This window comes from Wenzhouxiangella sp. YN9 (assembly GCF_056324165.1).
In genome coordinates this window covers 126,308-143,389 of the sequence record NZ_JBJNIP010000110.1, presented here as the reverse complement: position 1 = coordinate 143,389, position 17,082 = coordinate 126,308, and the positions used below count along the sequence as shown (strand labels likewise).

16 protein-coding genes and 1 pseudogene are annotated in these 17,082 nt (G+C 64.3%); 11 read left to right on the top strand and 6 right to left on the bottom strand.

The window, feature by feature from the left end:
• Positions 1–121: 121 nt before the first annotated feature.
• Both rnhA and ACEWQ0_RS11205 read right to left on the bottom strand, forming a co-directional pair.
• Positions 122–565: a ribonuclease HI gene (rnhA, locus tag ACEWQ0_RS11210; RefSeq protein ID WP_476483637.1), complete on the bottom strand. Its 444-nt coding sequence runs from the start codon at positions 563–565 to the stop codon at positions 122–124.
• Complete coding sequence (locus tag ACEWQ0_RS11205; protein WP_476483636.1) at positions 562–1,170, bottom strand: class I SAM-dependent methyltransferase; 609 nt, start codon at positions 1,168–1,170, stop codon at positions 562–564. Before ACEWQ0_RS11205 ends, rnhA begins: the two co-directional genes overlap by 4 nt.
• Before the next feature lie 49 nt (positions 1,171–1,219).
• On the opposite strand from ACEWQ0_RS11205, the gene gloB reads away from it, so the two are divergent.
• Complete coding sequence (gene gloB / locus ACEWQ0_RS11200; RefSeq protein ID WP_476485372.1) at positions 1,220–1,987, top strand: hydroxyacylglutathione hydrolase; 768 nt, start codon at positions 1,220–1,222, stop codon at positions 1,985–1,987.
• 2 nt (positions 1,988–1,989) lie between these two features.
• Positions 1,990–2,859, top strand: coding sequence for a cupin-like domain-containing protein (locus ACEWQ0_RS11195; RefSeq protein ID WP_476483634.1), 870 nt, complete (start codon positions 1,990–1,992; stop codon positions 2,857–2,859).
• A gap of 161 nt (positions 2,860–3,020) precedes the next feature.
• Here the strand turns inward: ACEWQ0_RS11195 and ACEWQ0_RS11190 are convergent, their stop codons facing one another.
• The gene (locus ACEWQ0_RS11190) at positions 3,021–3,872 is read right to left on the bottom strand and encodes a hypothetical protein (protein WP_476483633.1); all 852 of its coding nucleotides are present in this window, start codon (positions 3,870–3,872) and stop codon (positions 3,021–3,023) included.
• Between the two features lie 113 nt (positions 3,873–3,985).
• Between ACEWQ0_RS11190 and ACEWQ0_RS11185 the strand changes: the two genes are divergently transcribed.
• The 3 genes and pseudogenes from ACEWQ0_RS11185 to metH all read left to right on the top strand — a co-directional run bounded on the left by ACEWQ0_RS11185 (position 3,986) and on the right by metH (position 9,429).
• Entirely contained in the window at positions 3,986–4,642 is a 657-nt protein-coding gene (locus ACEWQ0_RS11185) for a Fe2+-dependent dioxygenase (RefSeq protein WP_476485371.1), read from the top strand.
• A gap of 121 nt (positions 4,643–4,763) precedes the next feature.
• On the top strand, positions 4,764–5,723 hold the full coding sequence (locus ACEWQ0_RS11180) for an ArsR/SmtB family transcription factor (RefSeq protein WP_476485373.1): 960 nt from the start codon (positions 4,764–4,766) through the stop codon (positions 5,721–5,723).
• Positions 5,720–9,429: pseudogene (gene metH, locus ACEWQ0_RS11175) on the top strand (methionine synthase). The gene ACEWQ0_RS11180 and the pseudogene metH overlap by 4 nt, the downstream one beginning before the upstream one ends.
• Positions 9,430–9,615: 186 nt before the next feature.
• Here the strand turns inward: metH and ACEWQ0_RS11170 are convergent.
• Both ACEWQ0_RS11170 and ACEWQ0_RS11165 read right to left on the bottom strand, forming a co-directional pair.
• Entirely contained in the window at positions 9,616–10,209 is a 594-nt protein-coding gene (locus ACEWQ0_RS11170; protein WP_476483631.1) for a DUF2058 domain-containing protein, read from the bottom strand.
• 21 nt (positions 10,210–10,230) lie between these two features.
• A complete protein-coding gene (locus ACEWQ0_RS11165) occupies positions 10,231–10,941 on the bottom strand; it encodes an FKBP-type peptidyl-prolyl cis-trans isomerase (RefSeq protein ID WP_476485370.1) in 711 nt (236 codons plus the stop codon).
• Positions 10,942–11,138: 197 nt separating this feature from the next.
• On the opposite strand from ACEWQ0_RS11165, the gene ACEWQ0_RS11160 reads away from it, so the two are divergent.
• The 6 genes from ACEWQ0_RS11160 (at position 11,139) to ACEWQ0_RS11135 (ending at position 16,420) form a co-directional block, all read left to right on the top strand.
• Complete coding sequence (locus ACEWQ0_RS11160) at positions 11,139–11,405, top strand: hypothetical protein (protein ID WP_476483629.1); 267 nt, start codon at positions 11,139–11,141, stop codon at positions 11,403–11,405.
• Positions 11,405–11,776: a GntR family transcriptional regulator gene (locus tag ACEWQ0_RS11155; RefSeq protein WP_476483628.1), complete on the top strand. Its 372-nt coding sequence runs from the start codon at positions 11,405–11,407 to the stop codon at positions 11,774–11,776. The genes ACEWQ0_RS11160 and ACEWQ0_RS11155 overlap by 1 nt, the downstream gene beginning before the upstream one ends.
• Positions 11,773–12,657: an ABC transporter ATP-binding protein gene (locus tag ACEWQ0_RS11150; RefSeq protein WP_476483627.1), complete on the top strand. Its 885-nt coding sequence runs from the start codon at positions 11,773–11,775 to the stop codon at positions 12,655–12,657. The genes ACEWQ0_RS11155 and ACEWQ0_RS11150 overlap by 4 nt, the downstream gene beginning before the upstream one ends.
• Complete coding sequence (locus tag ACEWQ0_RS11145; RefSeq protein ID WP_476483626.1) at positions 12,654–13,622, top strand: hypothetical protein; 969 nt, start codon at positions 12,654–12,656, stop codon at positions 13,620–13,622. Before ACEWQ0_RS11150 ends, ACEWQ0_RS11145 begins: the two co-directional genes overlap by 4 nt.
• Entirely contained in the window at positions 13,619–13,981 is a 363-nt protein-coding gene (locus tag ACEWQ0_RS11140; RefSeq protein WP_476483625.1) for a hypothetical protein, read from the top strand. The genes ACEWQ0_RS11145 and ACEWQ0_RS11140 overlap by 4 nt, the downstream gene beginning before the upstream one ends.
• Positions 13,982–14,116: 135 nt before the next feature.
• The gene (locus tag ACEWQ0_RS11135; RefSeq protein WP_476483624.1) at positions 14,117–16,420 is read left to right on the top strand and encodes a TIGR03032 family protein; all 2,304 of its coding nucleotides are present in this window, start codon (positions 14,117–14,119) and stop codon (positions 16,418–16,420) included.
• A 32-nt stretch (positions 16,421–16,452) separates the two neighbouring features.
• Here ACEWQ0_RS11135 and ACEWQ0_RS11130 read toward each other — a convergent pair whose 3' ends face one another.
• Positions 16,453–16,989, bottom strand: coding sequence for a hypothetical protein (locus ACEWQ0_RS11130; protein WP_476483623.1), 537 nt, complete (start codon positions 16,987–16,989; stop codon positions 16,453–16,455).
• Positions 16,990–17,082 lie beyond the last annotated feature (93 nt).

Genomic DNA, 17,082 nt, shown 5'->3' with positions numbered 1-17,082 from the left:
CTTCACACTTCACACTTCACACTTCACACTTCACACTTCACACTTCACACTTCACACTTCACACTTCACACTTCACACTTCACACTTCACACTTCACACTTCACACTTCACACTTCACACTTCACACTTCACACTCCGCCTTGGCGGCCCGGCTGGCCAGCTCGTCGGCGCGTTCGTTCTCCGGGTGCCCGCTGTGGCCCTTGACCCAGTCCCACTGAACTTCATGGCGCTGGCGCGCGCTGTCCAGTCGCTGCCACAGCTCGGCATTTTTCACCGGCTTTCTGGCTGCCGTCTTCCAGCCGTTCTTCTTCCAGTTGGTCATCCACTCGGTTATTCCCTTGCGCACGTACTGGGAATCGGTGGTCAACACGACCGTGCACGGTCGCTTGAGCGACTCCAGCGCCTGGATGGCCGCCATCAGCTCCATGCGATTGTTGGTGGTGGCCGGCTCGCCGCCGGACAGTTCACGTTCGTGGCCATTCCAACGCAGCAGCGCACCCCAGCCGCCGGGGCCGGGGTTGCCCAGGCAGGCGCCATCGGTCCAGATATGCACGGGTCGGCTCATGCGGCGCGACACTGGCTGGGCACGGCCGAACCGCCGCTCATCTGCGCACGGCTGAAACGCAGCGGCTCGATGTGGGCCGGCTCGGCGGGTTTGCGCGCCACCACCACCAGCACCGGCACCAGGCCCGGCACCAGGCCGCGCAGCTGGAGGCTTGCCGAAATCGATAGCTGCAGATCGCAACGGACGTGCATCCACTGAAACTGCGGCCAGCTCGGCAGCTTGAGCGCCGTTCGCCCCAGCTCCCGCCAGGCCAGGCGGTGCCAGGGGTTGGCGGAAACCGAAACCAGCGCGCCGCCGGGCCTGAGTACTCTCGCGGCCTCTTCCAGCAGATCGCCGCAGATGGCCGGCTGCCAGACGTGGCGCAGCAGCACCGCCGGCACACTGTCGTCTTCCAGCGGCCAGCAGTCCAGCCGGGCACGAAACGGCCAGCAACAGGTATGCGCGTCCACCAGCACGCGACGACGACGCAGGCCGGTGCGCGGTGAGGCGCTCGCCGTCGGTGCGACCTCCAGAATCCAGTTCGGGCGCGGCTGCGCGAAACCGGCTTCGACCAGGCGGGTCTCCAGGGCTTGCAGGGCGGCGAACCCGGCCGGCATGGCGCCCACGTTAGAATGCTTCTTGGACACTGTTCAAGGATACCAGACGGAGCCGAAGATGCCGCTGTCGATCGAAGCCATACCTGCCCTGGAAAGCAACTACATCTGGGCCCTGCATGATGGCCGCCACGCCCTTCTCGTCGACCCCGGCGAAGCCGCGGGGCCGCTGCGCTGGCTGGGCGACAAGAACCTGGACTTGACTGCGCTGCTGATCACCCACCACCACTGGGACCACACCGACGGCATTGACGGCATTCTCGGCGAACACGCGGTGCCGGTCTACGGTCCGGAAGACCAGCGTATTCCCCAGGTCGATCACCCGCTCGCGGAGGGCGACCGCGTTGACCTCGACGCGCCCGGGGCGCAGTTCGAGGTGCTGAGCGTGCCCGGGCACACCAGTATCCACCTGGCCTATTTCGGCCATCGCATGGTGTTGTGCGGCGACGCTTTGTTCTCGGCCGGCTGCGGCCGGCTGTTCGAGGGCACGCCCGAGCAGATGCTGGCCTCGCTCGACAAACTGGCAGCGCTGCCAGCCGACACGCGCGTTCTTTGCGCCCACGAATACACCCTGGCCAACTGCCGCTTTGCGCTGGCCGTCGAACCCGACAATGAAGATTTGCAGGCACGCGCCCGCGAAGTGGCCGCGCTGCGCGAGAGCGGCGACATCACGCTGCCCTCGAGAATCGGCGCAGAGCGTCGCTTCAATCCGTTTCTGCGCACGCGCGAACCGACCGTGGTCAAGACGGTTCAGCGACATCAGCCCGGCTGCAGCAGTGACCCAGTCGCGGTCTTTGCCGCCCTGCGGCGCTGGAAGGACAACTTCTGATCATGGTCGACCTGACACCCGTGCCGCAGGTCGATCATGTCGATGCCACCACCTTCCAGCGCGGATACAAGAAACCGGCGCGGCCGCTGATCGTCAAACGGCTGACCGAATCCTGGCCGGCGCGCCGCAAGTGGACCGCCGCGCACATGAAAGAACGCGCCGGCAAGGTGGTGGTGCCGCTCTACGACAGCCGACCATCGCGCGGCCACAAACACCAGCACGCGCCGGCTGCGCGGATGCCGCTGGCCGAATACGTGGAGCTGCTGGAAAGCGGAGAGAACGACCTGCGGCTGTTCTTCTTCAACTTCTTCAACACCATTCCCGACCTGACCGAAGACTTCGAGTATCCGCAGCTGGGGCTGAGGTTCTTCAAAAAGCTGCCGGTGCTGTTCATGGGCGGGAAGGGAGCGCGGGTACAGCTCCACTTCGATATCGATATGGCCGATATCCTGCTGTGCCACTTCGGCGGCCCCAAGCGGGTGTTGCTGTTCTCGCCCGAACAGACACCCTGCCTCTATCGCGTGCCGTTTTCCTTCAGCGCCCTGTTCGACGCCCGCGTCGACCGGCCCGACTACGACAGATATCCGGCGCTGCAACAGGTCGCGGGTCAGGTCGCCGAGCTCGAACACGGTGACGCGCTCTACATTCCGCCGGGCTGGTGGCACTTTGTGGAATACCGCGATATCGGCTTTTCGATGTCGCTGCGAGCCTTTCCGCGAACACCCGGCAACCTCGCGCGCATGCTCTACAACCTGCTGGTGCTGCGCAGCATCGACGGACTGATGCGCAAGACGGTCGGCCAGGCCTGGAACGACCGCAACGAACGCCGTGCCGTGGAGCGAACGCACCGGAGACTGGGGCTAATCGCGTAACCGGCGCAGCCGGATAGCGGGGGCCGATGGCTTTGGCTATCTGGCTCTTGGCTTCAAGACCGGGAAACCACGGAAGACACGGAGAGAAAATTCTTTCGAAGGATCTTCGAGATCCTTTTTCCGTGTATTTCCGTGTTTCCCGTGGTTACAAGGTTCTGGCTTTACTGATTCAGCCCCAGCGCTGCAAGCTCCACGCGAGCAGCTGCGCCGTAGAGCCGGCTGGCCTCACCATCGACGGTCTCGCCCGGGGCCAGCTTTGGCCACAGGTCGGCAAGATCGGCGATGATGGCCTCGACTCGCTCGATTACTTCGGGATCGTGGCGGCGCTGATCGTCCGGCAGCTCATCCAGGCGCGCCTTCGCAACCTGCGTGAATCCCCAGGCGTCCTGGTATTCGTGAACGTTGACCAGGCGACCGTCCTCGACGCCCATGGCGTATTCCTCGCCGGCGGTGCGCAGCAGGCTCATGACGCTGTAGAGCGCTTCGGCCAGCGTCGTGTCGGCGGCGCCTTCGGCCTGGCCGATGGCCTTGACCAGGGCCTGGTAGGCGCTTTCCACCTCGGCCTCGTCGGCATCGTTCTCTACGGCCGTGGCCAGGGCGGTCAACTGTTGGTCGAATGGCTGGCCGCCGCGCGCCTCGATGGCGGGCACGAGCCCGGCATAGAGTTCGTCGCGCGGATGCTTCATGTGCGTGCGGGCCATGTCGGCCCGGCCCTGCGAGTACAGCGCGAAGCCGGCGGCCAGGTGGCCGCGGATCAGACCCAGCCGCGTCAGGTAGGCGGGGTCGTCGGTCTTGATATCGACGGGCGCGGCGCCCTCGCCTTCGCCTTCACCCTCGCCTTCTCCGGCGTAGAGTTGACCGCCCTCGCCTTCGCCGGCACCCTGCGCGCTGGCTTGAGCCACCATGCCGGGGGTCATGTCAGGGTCAGGCACCGGCGCCTGATCGGTGGCCATGGCCGAGGTACCGAACAGAGCGACGCTCATGCCGATCCAGAGTTTTCTGCGCTCGTTCATTGGACTTGCTCCGGGCTGGTTCGGGAAAGACCTCGGAGACTCGCACAGATGCGATTGATTTTCAATACCAATTATTTCAGAATCATCGCCTTCCCCCGACCACCCGAGAGAACATGATCCTTCAGATCGCCGACGCCCTCACCGCAACCGACCGCGAGGCGGCGCTCGAAACCGTCGCCCGAGCCAGGTTCGTTTCCGGCGCCACTACCGCCGGACGCGTGGCCCGGACCGTCAAACACAACCTGCAGGCCGAGGATTCGACCGCCGTTCGCGGCCTGCTGGCATTCATCGAGCGCCGGCTGCGCGCCCACCCGCTCATCCAGTCGGCGGCCCGACCGAAAACCTTCGTCAAGCTGCTGCTCAGCCGCTATGAGCCCGGCATGGCCTACGGCAGCCACGTCGACAACGCCTTGATGCAGGGCGGGCGCTCTGACCTGAGTTTCACCCTGTTTCTGAACGAGCCGGGCAGCTACGAAGGCGGCGAGCTGATCATGGAAGACAGCAGCGGCGAACGCGCCTGGAAGCCGCCCGCCGGCAGCCTGCTGCTGTATCCCGCCAGCACCCTGCACCGCGTCAGCGAAGTCACTCGCGGCGAGCGCCTGGCCGTCGTCGGCTGGATCGAAAGCCGCGTACGCTCGGCCGCGGAGCGGGAAATCCTGTTCGATCTCGAGCGCGCGATGAGCGCTGAGTACGACCAGCGCGGCAAAACCGATCAGTACGATCGCCTCAGCAAATGCTTCAACAACCTGCTGCGGCGGTGGCTGGGCTGACCTTCCCGGGTTCGCACGGCTGAACCGGCGGGGGTGTACAGGGTGTTCTGCCCGGCCCATGCAGTCCGCCCCGGACTCGAATCGGCTTGAATCCAGCGCAGTATCCGGATAGCCTAGATATATCTTTCAATCGCGATACAAGGATATAGTCATCGATCTGGACCGTGTCGGAAGGCACTGTAGCCTGCTGGGAGACGCTACCCGGCTGCGGCTGCTGGCGCTACTCGAGACTCAGGAACTGACGGTTGCCGAGCTGGCGCAGACCGCGCGCCTGGCCCAGCCGCGCGTGTCAACGCACCTGGCGCGCCTGCGCGAGGCGGGCCTGGTGGTTGATCGGCGCGACGGCGTCTCGGTCTACTACCGCCTGAGCAATACTGATGACAACCCGGAGCTGCATCGCCTCTGGGCCCTGTTTCGCGACCAGCTCGATGACGCCGTGGTAGCGGCCGATGCCGAGCGAGTACCGGCGGTCATGGCCGAGCGCGCGACCGGGCGCAGCTGGCCCGACTGGGCCGCCGGCGACATGGAACGACACTATTCACCGGGGCGCACCTGGGAAGCCACGACCCATGCCCTGGTTCAGCTGCTGTCGCTCGGCCGGGTGCTCGATATCGCTTCCGGCGACGGCGTGCTGGGCGAGCTGCTGGCCGGGCATGCCAAGACGATCGACTGCATCGATGTTTCCGAAAAGGTCGTCGTGGCCGGGCGCGAACGGGTCAAGCCTTTTCCCAATGTAAACATCCATCTCGGCGACATGCACAACCTGCCGTTCGATGACAGAACCTTCGACACGGCCTTGCTCATGCATGCCCTGACCTACAGCGAGCAGCCGGGCGCGGCGCTGGCGGAAGCCGCGCGCACCATGCAGCCTGGCGGACGCCTGGTCGGGGCAACGCTGAACAAGCATCGCCACAGCGCCCACGTCAAGAGCTTTGGGCATGTCAACAACGGCTTTACCACCAGCGAGCTGTCCGGCCTGCTCGACGCGGCGGGATTGCGCTGCACGTTTTGCGAGGTCACCTCGATCGAACGCAAAACCCCGAACTTTGAAATCATCACTTTTCTGGCGGAGAAACCATGACTCAACTCAAATGGCACGATCCCGATCGCGTCAGCACGCTCAACGACACGGTCGCAGAGCGCATTCTGCTTCTGGACGGCGCGATGGGCACCATGATCCAGAACGAAAAACTCGACGAGGCGGCATTTCGCGGCGAGCGCTTTGCCGACCACGCCGACGACCTCAAGGGCAACAATGACCTGCTGGTTCTGACCCGGCCCGATCTCATCAGCCGGATCCACCAGGACTTTCTCGAGGTTGGCTGTGACCTGATCAGCACCAACACGTTCAACGCCAACCGCATCAGCCAGGCTGACTATGCGCTGACGGACTTCTCCGAGGAGATCAACCGTGAAGCCGCAAAGCTGGCTCGCGCTGCCTGCGACGCATCGGCCGAAAAGACCGGCCAGCCGCGCTTTGTCGTCGGCGTCATCGGGCCCACGACGCGCACTGCCTCGATTTCGCCGGACGTCAGCGACCCGGGTTTTCGCAACGTCGATTTTGCCACCCTGGCCGAAGCCTACCGCGAATCAGCCCGTGGTCTGCTCGACGGCGGCGCCGATCTGCTGCTGATCGAGACCATCTTCGACACCCTCAACGCCAAGGCGGCCATCTACGGCGTCTACGAAGAGTTCGAGCACCGCGGTGAGCGCTGGCCGCTGATGATCTCCGGCACCATCACCGACGCTTCGGGCCGCACCCTGTCGGGGCAGACACCCGAAGCCTTCTACTACTCCATCGAGCACGGTGAGCCGTTCTCGGTGGGCTTCAATTGCGCGCTCGGGGCCGAGCAGCTCAAACCGCACATGCGGTCGCTCGCGCGCGTGGCCGACCATCTGGTCTCGGCTCACCCCAACGCCGGGCTGCCCAACGAATTCGGCGAATACGATCAATCACCGGAGGTGATGGCCGAAACCATCGAAGCGTTCGCCAGCGAAGGGCTGGTCAACATCATCGGCGGCTGCTGCGGCACCACGCCCGAGCACCTGGCCGCAATTCGCCAGGCGATCGAAGGCCACTCTCCCCGTTCCATTCAGACCAAGAAGGCGGCATGAGCAACACTGAATCCAACAAGCGTTACACGCGACTGAGCGGTCTCGAACCGCTGGTCATCACACCTGAACTGAACTTCATCAACATCGGCGAGCGCACCAACGTCACCGGCTCGGCGCGCTTCAAGCGCCTGATTGCCGAAGACCGCTACGAAGAGGCGGTCGAAGTGGCCCTGCAGCAGGTCGAAAACGGCGCTCAGATCATTGACGTCAACATGGATGAGGGCCTGCTCGATTCCGAGGAGGCGATGACCCACTTCCTCAACATGATTGCCGGCGAGCCGGATATCTCCCGCGTGCCGGTGATGATCGACTCCTCCAAATGGAGCGTGATCGAAGCCGGCCTGCGCTGCCTGCAGGGCAAGGGCATCGTCAACTCGATCAGCCTCAGTGAGGGCGAAGAAGCTTTCCTGGAAGAAGCGCGCAAGATTCGCCGCTACGGCGCAGCGGTCGTCGTCATGGCCTTCAACGAAGAAGGCCAGGCCGATAACGCCGAAGACATGGTCGCCTATCTGTCCCGCGCCCACCGCCTGCTGGTCGAGGAAGCCGGCTTTCCACCGGAAGACATCATCTTCGACCCCAACGTGTTTCCGGTAGCCACCGGTATTCCCGAACATGACAACTATTCGGTCGAGTTCATCGAGGCGGCCAAAGAGCTCAAGAAACGATTCCCCGACTGCCACATTTCCGGCGGCGTATCGAACATGTCGTTCTCCTTCCGCGGCAACAACCCGGTCAGAGAGGCGATGCACTCGGTATTTCTCTACCACGCCACCCGGGCGGGCATGGACATGGGGATTGTCAATGCCGGTCAGCTGGCCGTGTATGACGACATCGACCCGGAGCTGCGCGAGCTGGTCGAAGACGTCGTTCTCAACCGTCGCTCCGACGCCACCGAGCGCCTGCTCGACGCAGCAGAAGAGTACAAGGGCGAAGGCAAGAAGGAAGAGCAGGACGAAGCCTGGCGCGACAAGCCGGTGGCCGAGCGCCTGAGCTACAGCCTGGTCAAGGGAATCGACAAATATGTCGTCGAGGACACCGAAGAAGCGCGCCAGCAGTTCGACAAGGCGCTGGAGGTCATCGAAGGACCACTGATGGACGGCATGAACTACGTCGGCGACCTGTTTGGCGCCGGCAAGATGTTTCTGCCGCAGGTGGTCAAGTCCGCGCGCGTGATGAAAAAGGCGGTGGCTTATCTGGTGCCGTATCTCGAGGCAGAGAAGACCAGCCGCGAGAAGAAGGGCAAGGTGCTGCTCGCCACCGTCAAGGGCGACGTGCACGACATCGGCAAGAACATCGTCGGCGTGGTGCTCGGCTGCAACGGCTTCGACGTGCATGACCTGGGCGTGATGGTACCGGCCGAAAAGATTCTCGAGGAGGCGCGCAAGGAGGAGGTCGACATGATCGGTGTCTCCGGCCTGATCACGCCCTCGCTCGACGAAATGGTCGGCGTTGCCGAAGCCATGAATGAAGCGAAGTTCGAGATGCCGCTGCTGATCGGTGGCGCCACGACCTCACGCGCACACACCGCGCTCAAGATCGATCCGGCCTATCCGGGCCCGGTGTGCTGGGTCAAGGACGCGTCACGCTCGGTGGATGTCGTGCGCAAGCTTGCCAGCAATCAACACCGCGACGGCTACGCCGCCGAGATTCTGGCCGACTACGAGGAATACCGCGAGCGCAGCGCCAAGAAGCGCCGGCGCAAGCCGCTGATCTCCATCGAGGCGGCGCGCGAGAACGCCTTCCGCCCGGACTGGAGTGAACATCGACCCGAAAAGCCGAAACAGCCGGGCGTGCATGTTTACGAGGACTGGCCCATTGCCGACCTGGTCGAATACATCGACTGGACCCCCTTCTTCCAGACCTGGGAAATCAAGGGCCGCTACCCCGATATCCTCGAGGACGAGGATGCCGGCGAGGCCGCGCGCAGCCTGTTTCGCGACGGCAAGGACATGCTTCAGCGCATCATCGACAACAACTGGCTCACGGCGCGCGCCATTTGCCAACTGTGGCCGGCCGCGCGTGATGGTGACGACGTGCTGTTCTATACCGACGAGTCACGCAGCGAGATCGCCGAGCGCATGGTCATGCTGCGCCAGCAGGCCGACAAACCTTCGGCCAACCTGTGTCTGTCGGACTTCGTGGCCGACGCCGACAGCGGTATCGAGGACTGGGTCGGCCTGTTTGCAGTCACCACGGGCATCGGCCTGGAGGAAGCCCTCGAGCAGTTCCCGGAAACCGACGACTACAGTCGGATTCTTCTGCAGTCAATGGCAGATCGCCTCGCCGAAGCGCTGGCCGAGGCGCTGCACGTCAAGGTGCGCCGCGAAATCTGGGGTTACGCCGCCGACGAGGCGCTGGACAACGAGGAGCTGATCCGCGAGAAATACCGCGGCATCCGACCAGCTCCCGGTTACCCGGCCTGCCCCGACCACAGCGAAAAACAGAAGCTGTTCGAGATGCTGGATGTGACCAACAAGATCGGCATGGAGCTGACCGACGGCTTTGCCATGAAACCGATGGCCGCCGTCAGCGGCTATTACTTCGGGCACCCCGAAAGCAAATACTTCGTGGTGGGCAATCTCGGCAAGGATCAGGTGGAAGACTACGCCCGGCGCAACGACCTCAGCGTGGCCGAGGCGGAGAAGTACCTGCGACCAAACCTGGATTACTGATCACGCCGGGCCGGGCCGGGCGCCAATGGTACCGGCCGCGCGCAGGTTTCGCGCAGCGCCACCAGAGGCGTAGCGCCGCAGACTTGATCGGGCCGCATCAGCGGCCCGATCCTTCCTGCCTTCTCCGTATGCTGGTCGCGCTGCGTGCTGCCCTTCGCGATACCGGCATCCACCGGGTGCCGGACACTACCAGATCAGATCATCCGGCACGGGCGGATAGTGGCTGCCGTCATCCTCGGGCTCGTCGCGGCCTTCCAGGTCGGGCACCAGATCCGGGGCAACCTCGCGGTACTTTTCTAGGGTATCGAGCGCGACCAGCAGATAGGATCCGCGCAGGTTGACCACCCCGATGTCGCCGCGGTTGAGCTGCTCGCGCTGCTCGGGCGTGCACAGCACGCGCCGGATGCGGCCGATGTGCTCGAAATAACGCGGCACCTCCGCATCCTTGCGATTGAGGGTGTTGCCCTTGATGATGGAATCCAGCTGGAGGTTGCGGCGACGGCGCGCTTCCTGCTCGGCAACGCGACGCTGCCTGGCGGCCTCTTTTTCCTGTGCCTCGGCCTTGCGACGGGCGTCGTAGGCCCGCGCCAGGTCAGAGCGCCCGGCATCTTTCCTGCCCGCGGTACGCTTTTTCTTTTTCCTGCCGGAACCGCCGCGGCCGCGGGTCTTGCCCGCCCCGGCCTCGGCGGCACCGGGCTTGCCCCGGCGCCGGCGGCTCTTCTCGACCTGTTTTTCGTCAGCCAGCCCTGCCTTGAGCAGGGCGTCCTGCAATGTCCCCATGGCGATTCTCGAGGCTGCCGGTCAGTTTCCGGACTCGCTGTCGGCCACTTCCAGCAGCTCGACTTCGAAGATCAGGGTGGAGTTGGGGCCGATCGGGCCGGGTCGCCCCTGATCGCCATAGGCCAGATCCGAGGGGATGAAGAATTCGTAGGTGGCACCCTCGGACATCAGCTGAAGCCCTTCGGTCCAGCCGGGAATCACCTGATTGAGAGCAAAGGTGGCAGGCTCGCCCCGATCGCGGGAGCTGTCGAACTTGGTGCCGTCGATCAGTGTTCCGGTGTAGTGGACGGTCACGCGATCCTCGGCTGCCGGGCTGGTACCCTCGCCTTCTTCGATCACGCGGTACTGCAGACCCGAGTCGGTCACCATGACCTCATCGCGCTGGGCATTTTCCGCGAGAAAGGCCTCGCCTTCTTCACGGTTGCTGGCAGCCTCTTCCTCGCGCTGCGCTTCCATCTGCTGCTGACGGCGCTGCATGAACGCCTCGCGCTCGGCCAGGGCTTCTTCGCTGGTCATGCGGGTTTCTTCACCGCTGTAGCTGGCCCGCAGGGCTTCAACGAGCAGGTCCAGATCAAGATCCATGTCCTGTTCGGCCAGGGATCCGCCGATATCCATGCCAATGGTGTAGCTGAGGCGTTCTTCAGGCGTCTCGAGTGAGCCGTCTTCGGCCACAGCCGCGGTCGAAATACTCGCGGCCAGCACGGAGCCGGCCAGAATTCGGGCGATTTTCATGGGTTGGAACTCCTTGGATAGGGGAATGGAAATCCTGAATGAGCTTGTGACCCGCGCGAGGCGGACCAGTTCCGTCGCGAAGTCTATCAGATCGGTCAGGCGGGCTCGGTGCCGCTTGCCCCGATTAAAAGGCCTTGACTCCGTAATGGTGTTTTACTAGACTAATACACCAACACGACGGCCATAAGGAGCTGACCATGTTGCCGATTGCAAAACGCCACCGACTCGTCATACCCCACCGCCTGGCGCTGACCGCCGCGGCAGTATGCCTGATCCTGTCCTTTACTGCCGACCGCTCCGATCCCGATGGGCAACTGCAGGCCGAGCACGGCAGCCACATGGAACGAATCGAAACCATCGACAGCAGCGCGGAGGCAATTCGCCAGCACGAGGCCGGCAGCAGCACAAGGCGCAGCGGGCGGCTGCGCCTGCTGCCCTGGTTCTCCGGTTTGATGCGCTGGTGATGGCCCCCAGCTGGGACGACAACCAGCCCATCTACTGGCAGCTGCGGGAAAAAACCGTGGCCGCCATCATCGACGGCACCCTGCCTGAGGGCGAACCGCTGCCGTCGGTACGCCAGGTGGCAGTGGACTTCCAGATCAACCCGCTGACGGTTTCGAAAGCCTATCAATCGCTGGTCGACGACGAGCTGGTCGACAAGCGTCGCGGGGTGGGCCTGTTCGTGCGCGAGGGCGCGCGCAGCCAACTGCTCGAGAGCGAGCGCAACCGCTTTCTCAACGAAGAGTGGCCGCGCCTGGCCCGTCGCATCGAAACCCTGGGGCTGTCGATTGAAGATCTGCTGGCCGCCCGCCAAACCAAGGAGAGCGACTCATGACCCTTAGCATTCACGCGCGCAATCTCAAACGCCACTACGGCAGCAACCGGGCGGTTGACGGTATTGACCTGGCCATTCCCGCCGGCCGGATCGTTGGCCTGATCGGGCCCAACGGCGCCGGCAAGACCACGGCATTGAAAGCCATCCTCGGACTGACGCGCTTCGAGGGCGACCTGCAGGTTCTGGGCCGCCGACCCGACAAGGACCGTGCCCGCTTGATGGAAGAGGTCTGCTTTATCGCCGACGTGGCCGTGCTGCCACGCTGGGCGCGCGTGTGGCAGGTCATCGAAATGAGCGAGCGCCTGCATCCGCGGTTCTCCCGCGAGCGTTGCATGCACTATCTCAACAACACCCGGGTCAGGCTCGACAGCAAGGTCAAGGCCTTGTCAAAAGGCATGGTGGTACAGCTGCACCTGGCGCTGGTCATGGCCATCGACGCCAAGCTGCTGGTACTCGACGAGCCCACCCTGGGCCTGGATATCCTGTTCCGCAAGCGCTTCTATTCCAACCTGCTCAACGAGTACTTCAACGAGCAGCGAACCATTCTGATCACGACGCACCAGGTCGAGGAGGTCGAACACATCCTGACCGACCTGTTGTTCATCAAGGACGGCAAGCTGGTGGTCAACGCCACCATGGACGCGGTGCACGAACGCTATTGCGAAGTCATGGCCAAGCCGGAGCATGTCGAGGCAGCTCGCGCCATGAGCCCGATTCACGAGCGCGTGCTGTTCGGGCGACACATCTTTCTCTTTGACGGCGCCGATCCCGAGCGTCTGAGTGCGATCGGAGAACTGCACCGCCCCAGCATTGCCGACCTGTTCGTGGCTCTGATGGGCGAGGAGTACAACCACGGCCACAGCGCGGGAGAAGCAGCATGAGCACACGGCAAATTTCCACCCTGTGGGCGCTGATGCGGCGCGAGCTCTGGGAAAGCCCGGGCGCGTTCAAATGGGCGCCGATCTCGATCCTGGGCCTGACCCTGTTCTTCATTGTCTTCGGGCTCATCCTCGGTTCGCGTTTCGACAACGAAATGGCTTTCACGCTGGACGCCATCCGGCAGTTTGCCGGCGTGCCGGCCGAGCAGCGGCAGCTGTTTGTCACCGGCGCCCTGTTCACGGTCTCGGCGCTGTTCTTCCAGGTGCTGCTGCTGGTGCTGCTGTTCTACCTTTCCAGCTGCCTCTACGATGAGCGCAAGGATCGCTCGATCCTGTTCTGGAAATCGCTGCCCGTCTCCGACACGATGACGGTGGCCTCGAAAGTGCTGACCGCCTGCCTGCTCGCGCCGGCGATCTACCTGATCGTGGTCATCATCACCCAGCTCATCGTGCTGCTGATTGCCACCGGCTTCGGCCTGATGGCCGGCATCAACCCGTTGACCACTTTCTGGCTGCCGGCCAGCCTGCCGAAGCTGTGGCTCGTGATGGCGCTTGGCCTTCTGATTCAGGGGTTGTGGCTTCTGCCGATTTACGCCTGGCTGGCATTCTGCTCGTCCTGGGCTCCGCGGGTGCCGATTCTCGTGGCCGTGGCCGTACCCGCCGTGCTCGCACTGCTGCAACACGCCTGGAGCCTGCTGTCGAGCTTCAGCCTGCCCGGGATCAATGTCGGCCTGATCCTCCTCAAGCGCCTGGGCAGTGGCATTCTGCCAACCAACATCAGCTGGCGCGTGGAGTCCGGCGGCGACACTGCTGACCTGGCGGATGTCGAGTTCAGCGAAGACTTGTTCATGAGCTTTTCCAACAGCCTGGATTACCTGCTGCGCCCGGACATGTGGATCGGCATCGGCATTGCGCTGGCGCTGCTGGCCGGGGCCGTCTGGTTCCGCCGCCGTGCGACCGACAGTTGAACCGCTGGGCTGTCGTGGTGGCCATTCCGACGTCGATCGCCACGCCGATCCTGGCCGCGCTGCTGGCCGGCGCATTCGTGCCCGCCTGGTCGGACGGCAGCTGGACTGCCACGGCCGGCGCCGCCCTGGCAGCCGCGGCACCCCTGGTTTTTCTGCTCGCCTTCCGCCGGCGGCGGGGGAGCCTCAACGGGCACCCGCTGATCGTGTCCGTCCTCAGCGGCCTGGGCTGTGTTGTGGTGATGGTTGCTGAAACCCGCGCCGGCCCGGCGCCGGGCGGGCCTCTGTTCCTCTCGCTTTTCGCGCTGGCGGTCTGGATGCTCTGGCAGCGTGGACAACGATCGCGGTCCGAACAACGCTGAGCGCAATCATCGGCCGTTGGCTGGCCCGAGCGGCGCAGTCACCGCGTTGCATTCCGTGGCACGATTGGCCGACGATCTGCGTTATCAACAGTTCTGAGGAACACGCCCAACTGACCGGACCGCGGGATACTGCTCATGCAACTCGACTCTCCTTTCATTCGCCTGCCCTATCGCTTCGATGCGGCAACCGTCCGCGCGGAGATCGACGCCGTGGCGCCTACCGACGCCTGGCAGGCCCATCCGCGCGGGCTTGCCGGTCATCACGTGCTTCCGCTCGTCACCGCCGACGGCGGCGACGACGCCGGTCGCCTGGAGGGCAGCATGCAGTCCACCGCCTGGCTCGAAAAGCTGCCGTCACTGAAGACCATGCTCGGGGCGCTGGACACCATCGTGGGGCGTGCGCTCCTGGTTCGGGTGGAGCCATCGCAATCGGCCGAGCGAACGGTTGATGCCGGCGCCTACTGGCACCGCCGCTGTCGCGTGTTCATGGTCATTTCCGGAGGCGACGGCGCCGAATGGCGCTGCGGCAACAGTTCGGCGACCATCCCGAACGGCCAGGCCTGGTTGATGGATGGCTGGCGAGGCTACGACTACACCGCCGCTGAAGATGCCGGGCTGATCTATCTGGCGGTCGATACCGTCGGCTCGGGTACCTTCCGGTCAACGATGAAGTCTGCCGATCGCCCGCTGGATGCCGCCCGGGAAGCAGGCATGAGTCCGCGTCAGATCAACCTCAAATCCACGACCGTGGCGCTCGATACCGAGACCGTGCGCGTCAACCGCGTGATGTCGCCGTGGGAAATGGAAAGCCTGATCGAAGACATCATGGCCGAGCTCAGACCGCTTGTTCCGCCGAATGCAGCCCATCTGCCCAAGCTGGAGGCGGCCCTGGAGCAGTACCTGAACCAGTGGCAGGGCATCCACGCGCGCCACGGCGACGACGACGCCGGCGATCCGGCTTACCGACAGGCGATGGAGCAGCTCGTTGCTCAAGCAGGCATGTTCGCCGGTAACTGGCGCCTGCCCAACGGCCTGGACGTGGCCCAGGCGCTGTATCAGACGGTGGTGGTCGGGGCACTGCGTGACGCCGAGGGCAAGCCGGTCGTTGTCGTTCCGCCCGGAATGAAGGCCGGGAAACCAGACGAGGCGACAGCACCACTGCCCCCGGCACCGCCAGCCGACCTGCAGCAGCCTGAAAACGATCCGCTGGCAGGCGCGCAAGACGTCCCCGGCGCTGCGCACCCGCAACCGGAGCCCGCCATCGGCGCGCCCAGCCGTACGCCACAGCCACCGGCACGAGCCGCTCAATCGCCCGCGCCCGGAACGGCCCACGCCGGTGCCGACCACCCGGCCGGCGCCAACGTCAACGACCCGGAGCACTCGCCCCTGCGCAGCGTGCACACGGCCAGCCTGCCGAAACTGCTGCAGCAGGCTGCAAGCTCATTGCTCGTGAGCACCTATCAGGCCGGCAAATTGGTGATCGTGCGCGAGAACGAAGGCAAGCTCAACACCCACTTTCGCGTCTACAACCGCCCGATGGGCCTGGCCCACGACGGCGGACGCATGGCGCTGGGCACGGCGTTGTCGGTGGAGTACTACCGGAACATGCCGGAGGTGGCCCGCAAACTCGAGCCGCAGGGACGCCACGATGCCGCCTTTCTGCCCCGGCACGGCCACATCACCGGCAATATCGACATCCACGAGATGGCCTGGGCCGGCGACGAGCTGTGGCTGGTCAACACCCGCTTTTCCTGCCTGTGCACGCTCGACAACGAGCACAGCTTCGTGCCGCGGTGGCGGCCGAAATTCATCTCCGGCTACGCCCCGGAGGACCGCTGCCATCTCAACGGCCTGGAGGTTGTCGACGGCCGGCCGAAGTATGTCACCGCCCTGGGCACCTCCGACATCGCCGGCGGATGGCGCGAAAACAAGGCCGGCGGCGGCGTGCTGATCGATATCGAATCCGACGAGATCATCTGCCGCGGCCTGTCGATGCCGCACTCGCCGCGCTGGTATCAGGACAAGCTCTGGGTACTCGAGTCAGGCAACGGCACCCTGGCTACGGTCGACCCGGCCAACGGCCAGCTCGAAACCGTGGCCGAGCTGCCGGGCTTCACCCGCGGGCTCGACTTTCTCGGACCCTATGCCTTCGTCGGTCTGTCACAGGTGCGCGAATCGGCCGTGTTTTCCGGCATTGCACTCACTGAGCGACTCAGCGAACGCAACTGCGGCGTGTGGGTCGTCGATATCCGCTCGGGGCAGACGGTCGGCCTTCTGAAGTTCGAGGATGCGGTGCAGGAAGTCTTCGCGGTCTCGGTTCTCGGCGGCATGCGCTTCCCCGAGGTGCTCGGCGGCAACGACAAGCATCTGGCCCTGAGCTATGCCCTGCCGGACGAAGCGCTCAAGGAAGTTGTGCAAGCACAACCCACCGCGCCCTGAAGCGGCTGAATGCAACCTGCTTTGATGCCGGGTTAGTAACCCGTCGCCTTCTCTTCGGGGTCTTTCAGCTTCGCGCGCCGGAACCAGTGGACGCGACATTCCAGACCGCGCGGGCTGCGCCCGATATAGACGAACTCGATCCGTGGCCACACCGGCATCCGGCCGGTCTCGCCGAAGCGCTTGTTTTCCAGCTCCAGCAACACGCCGATGCAGGGCCAGTCGTGCCTGCGGGCATCCTCCTCCAACAAGCGTACGCTCTTGCGAAGCAGGTTGTAGACGAGTCGGGTATGTCGCCACTGCGGCGCAACGTAGCTTCGATAGTAATAAACCGGCTGCCCCAGTTGATCGGGCCACTGCGGTACGGCCGTGCCCACCGCCGCGATCCTGCCCTCGCCATCGCGCGCGAACATCACCACCTGACTGACGCGCCGGCGCGGGTCCTGGCCACCGGGAAGCGCCTTCTCCCGGCGCCAGAACGCGACGATCTCAGCGGCATCCGAGTTGGTCAGATTCGCCCAACCCTGATGATAGGTGAGCCCGTTCAATCCGCCTCCGATGGCCTGATTCATGGCCCTGCGCTCTTTTTTGACAACAGTAATGCTTTAACGAGATTTCAGCTCCGACTCCGCCAGCCGCCAGGCGGAAACAAACGCGGTTGCTTA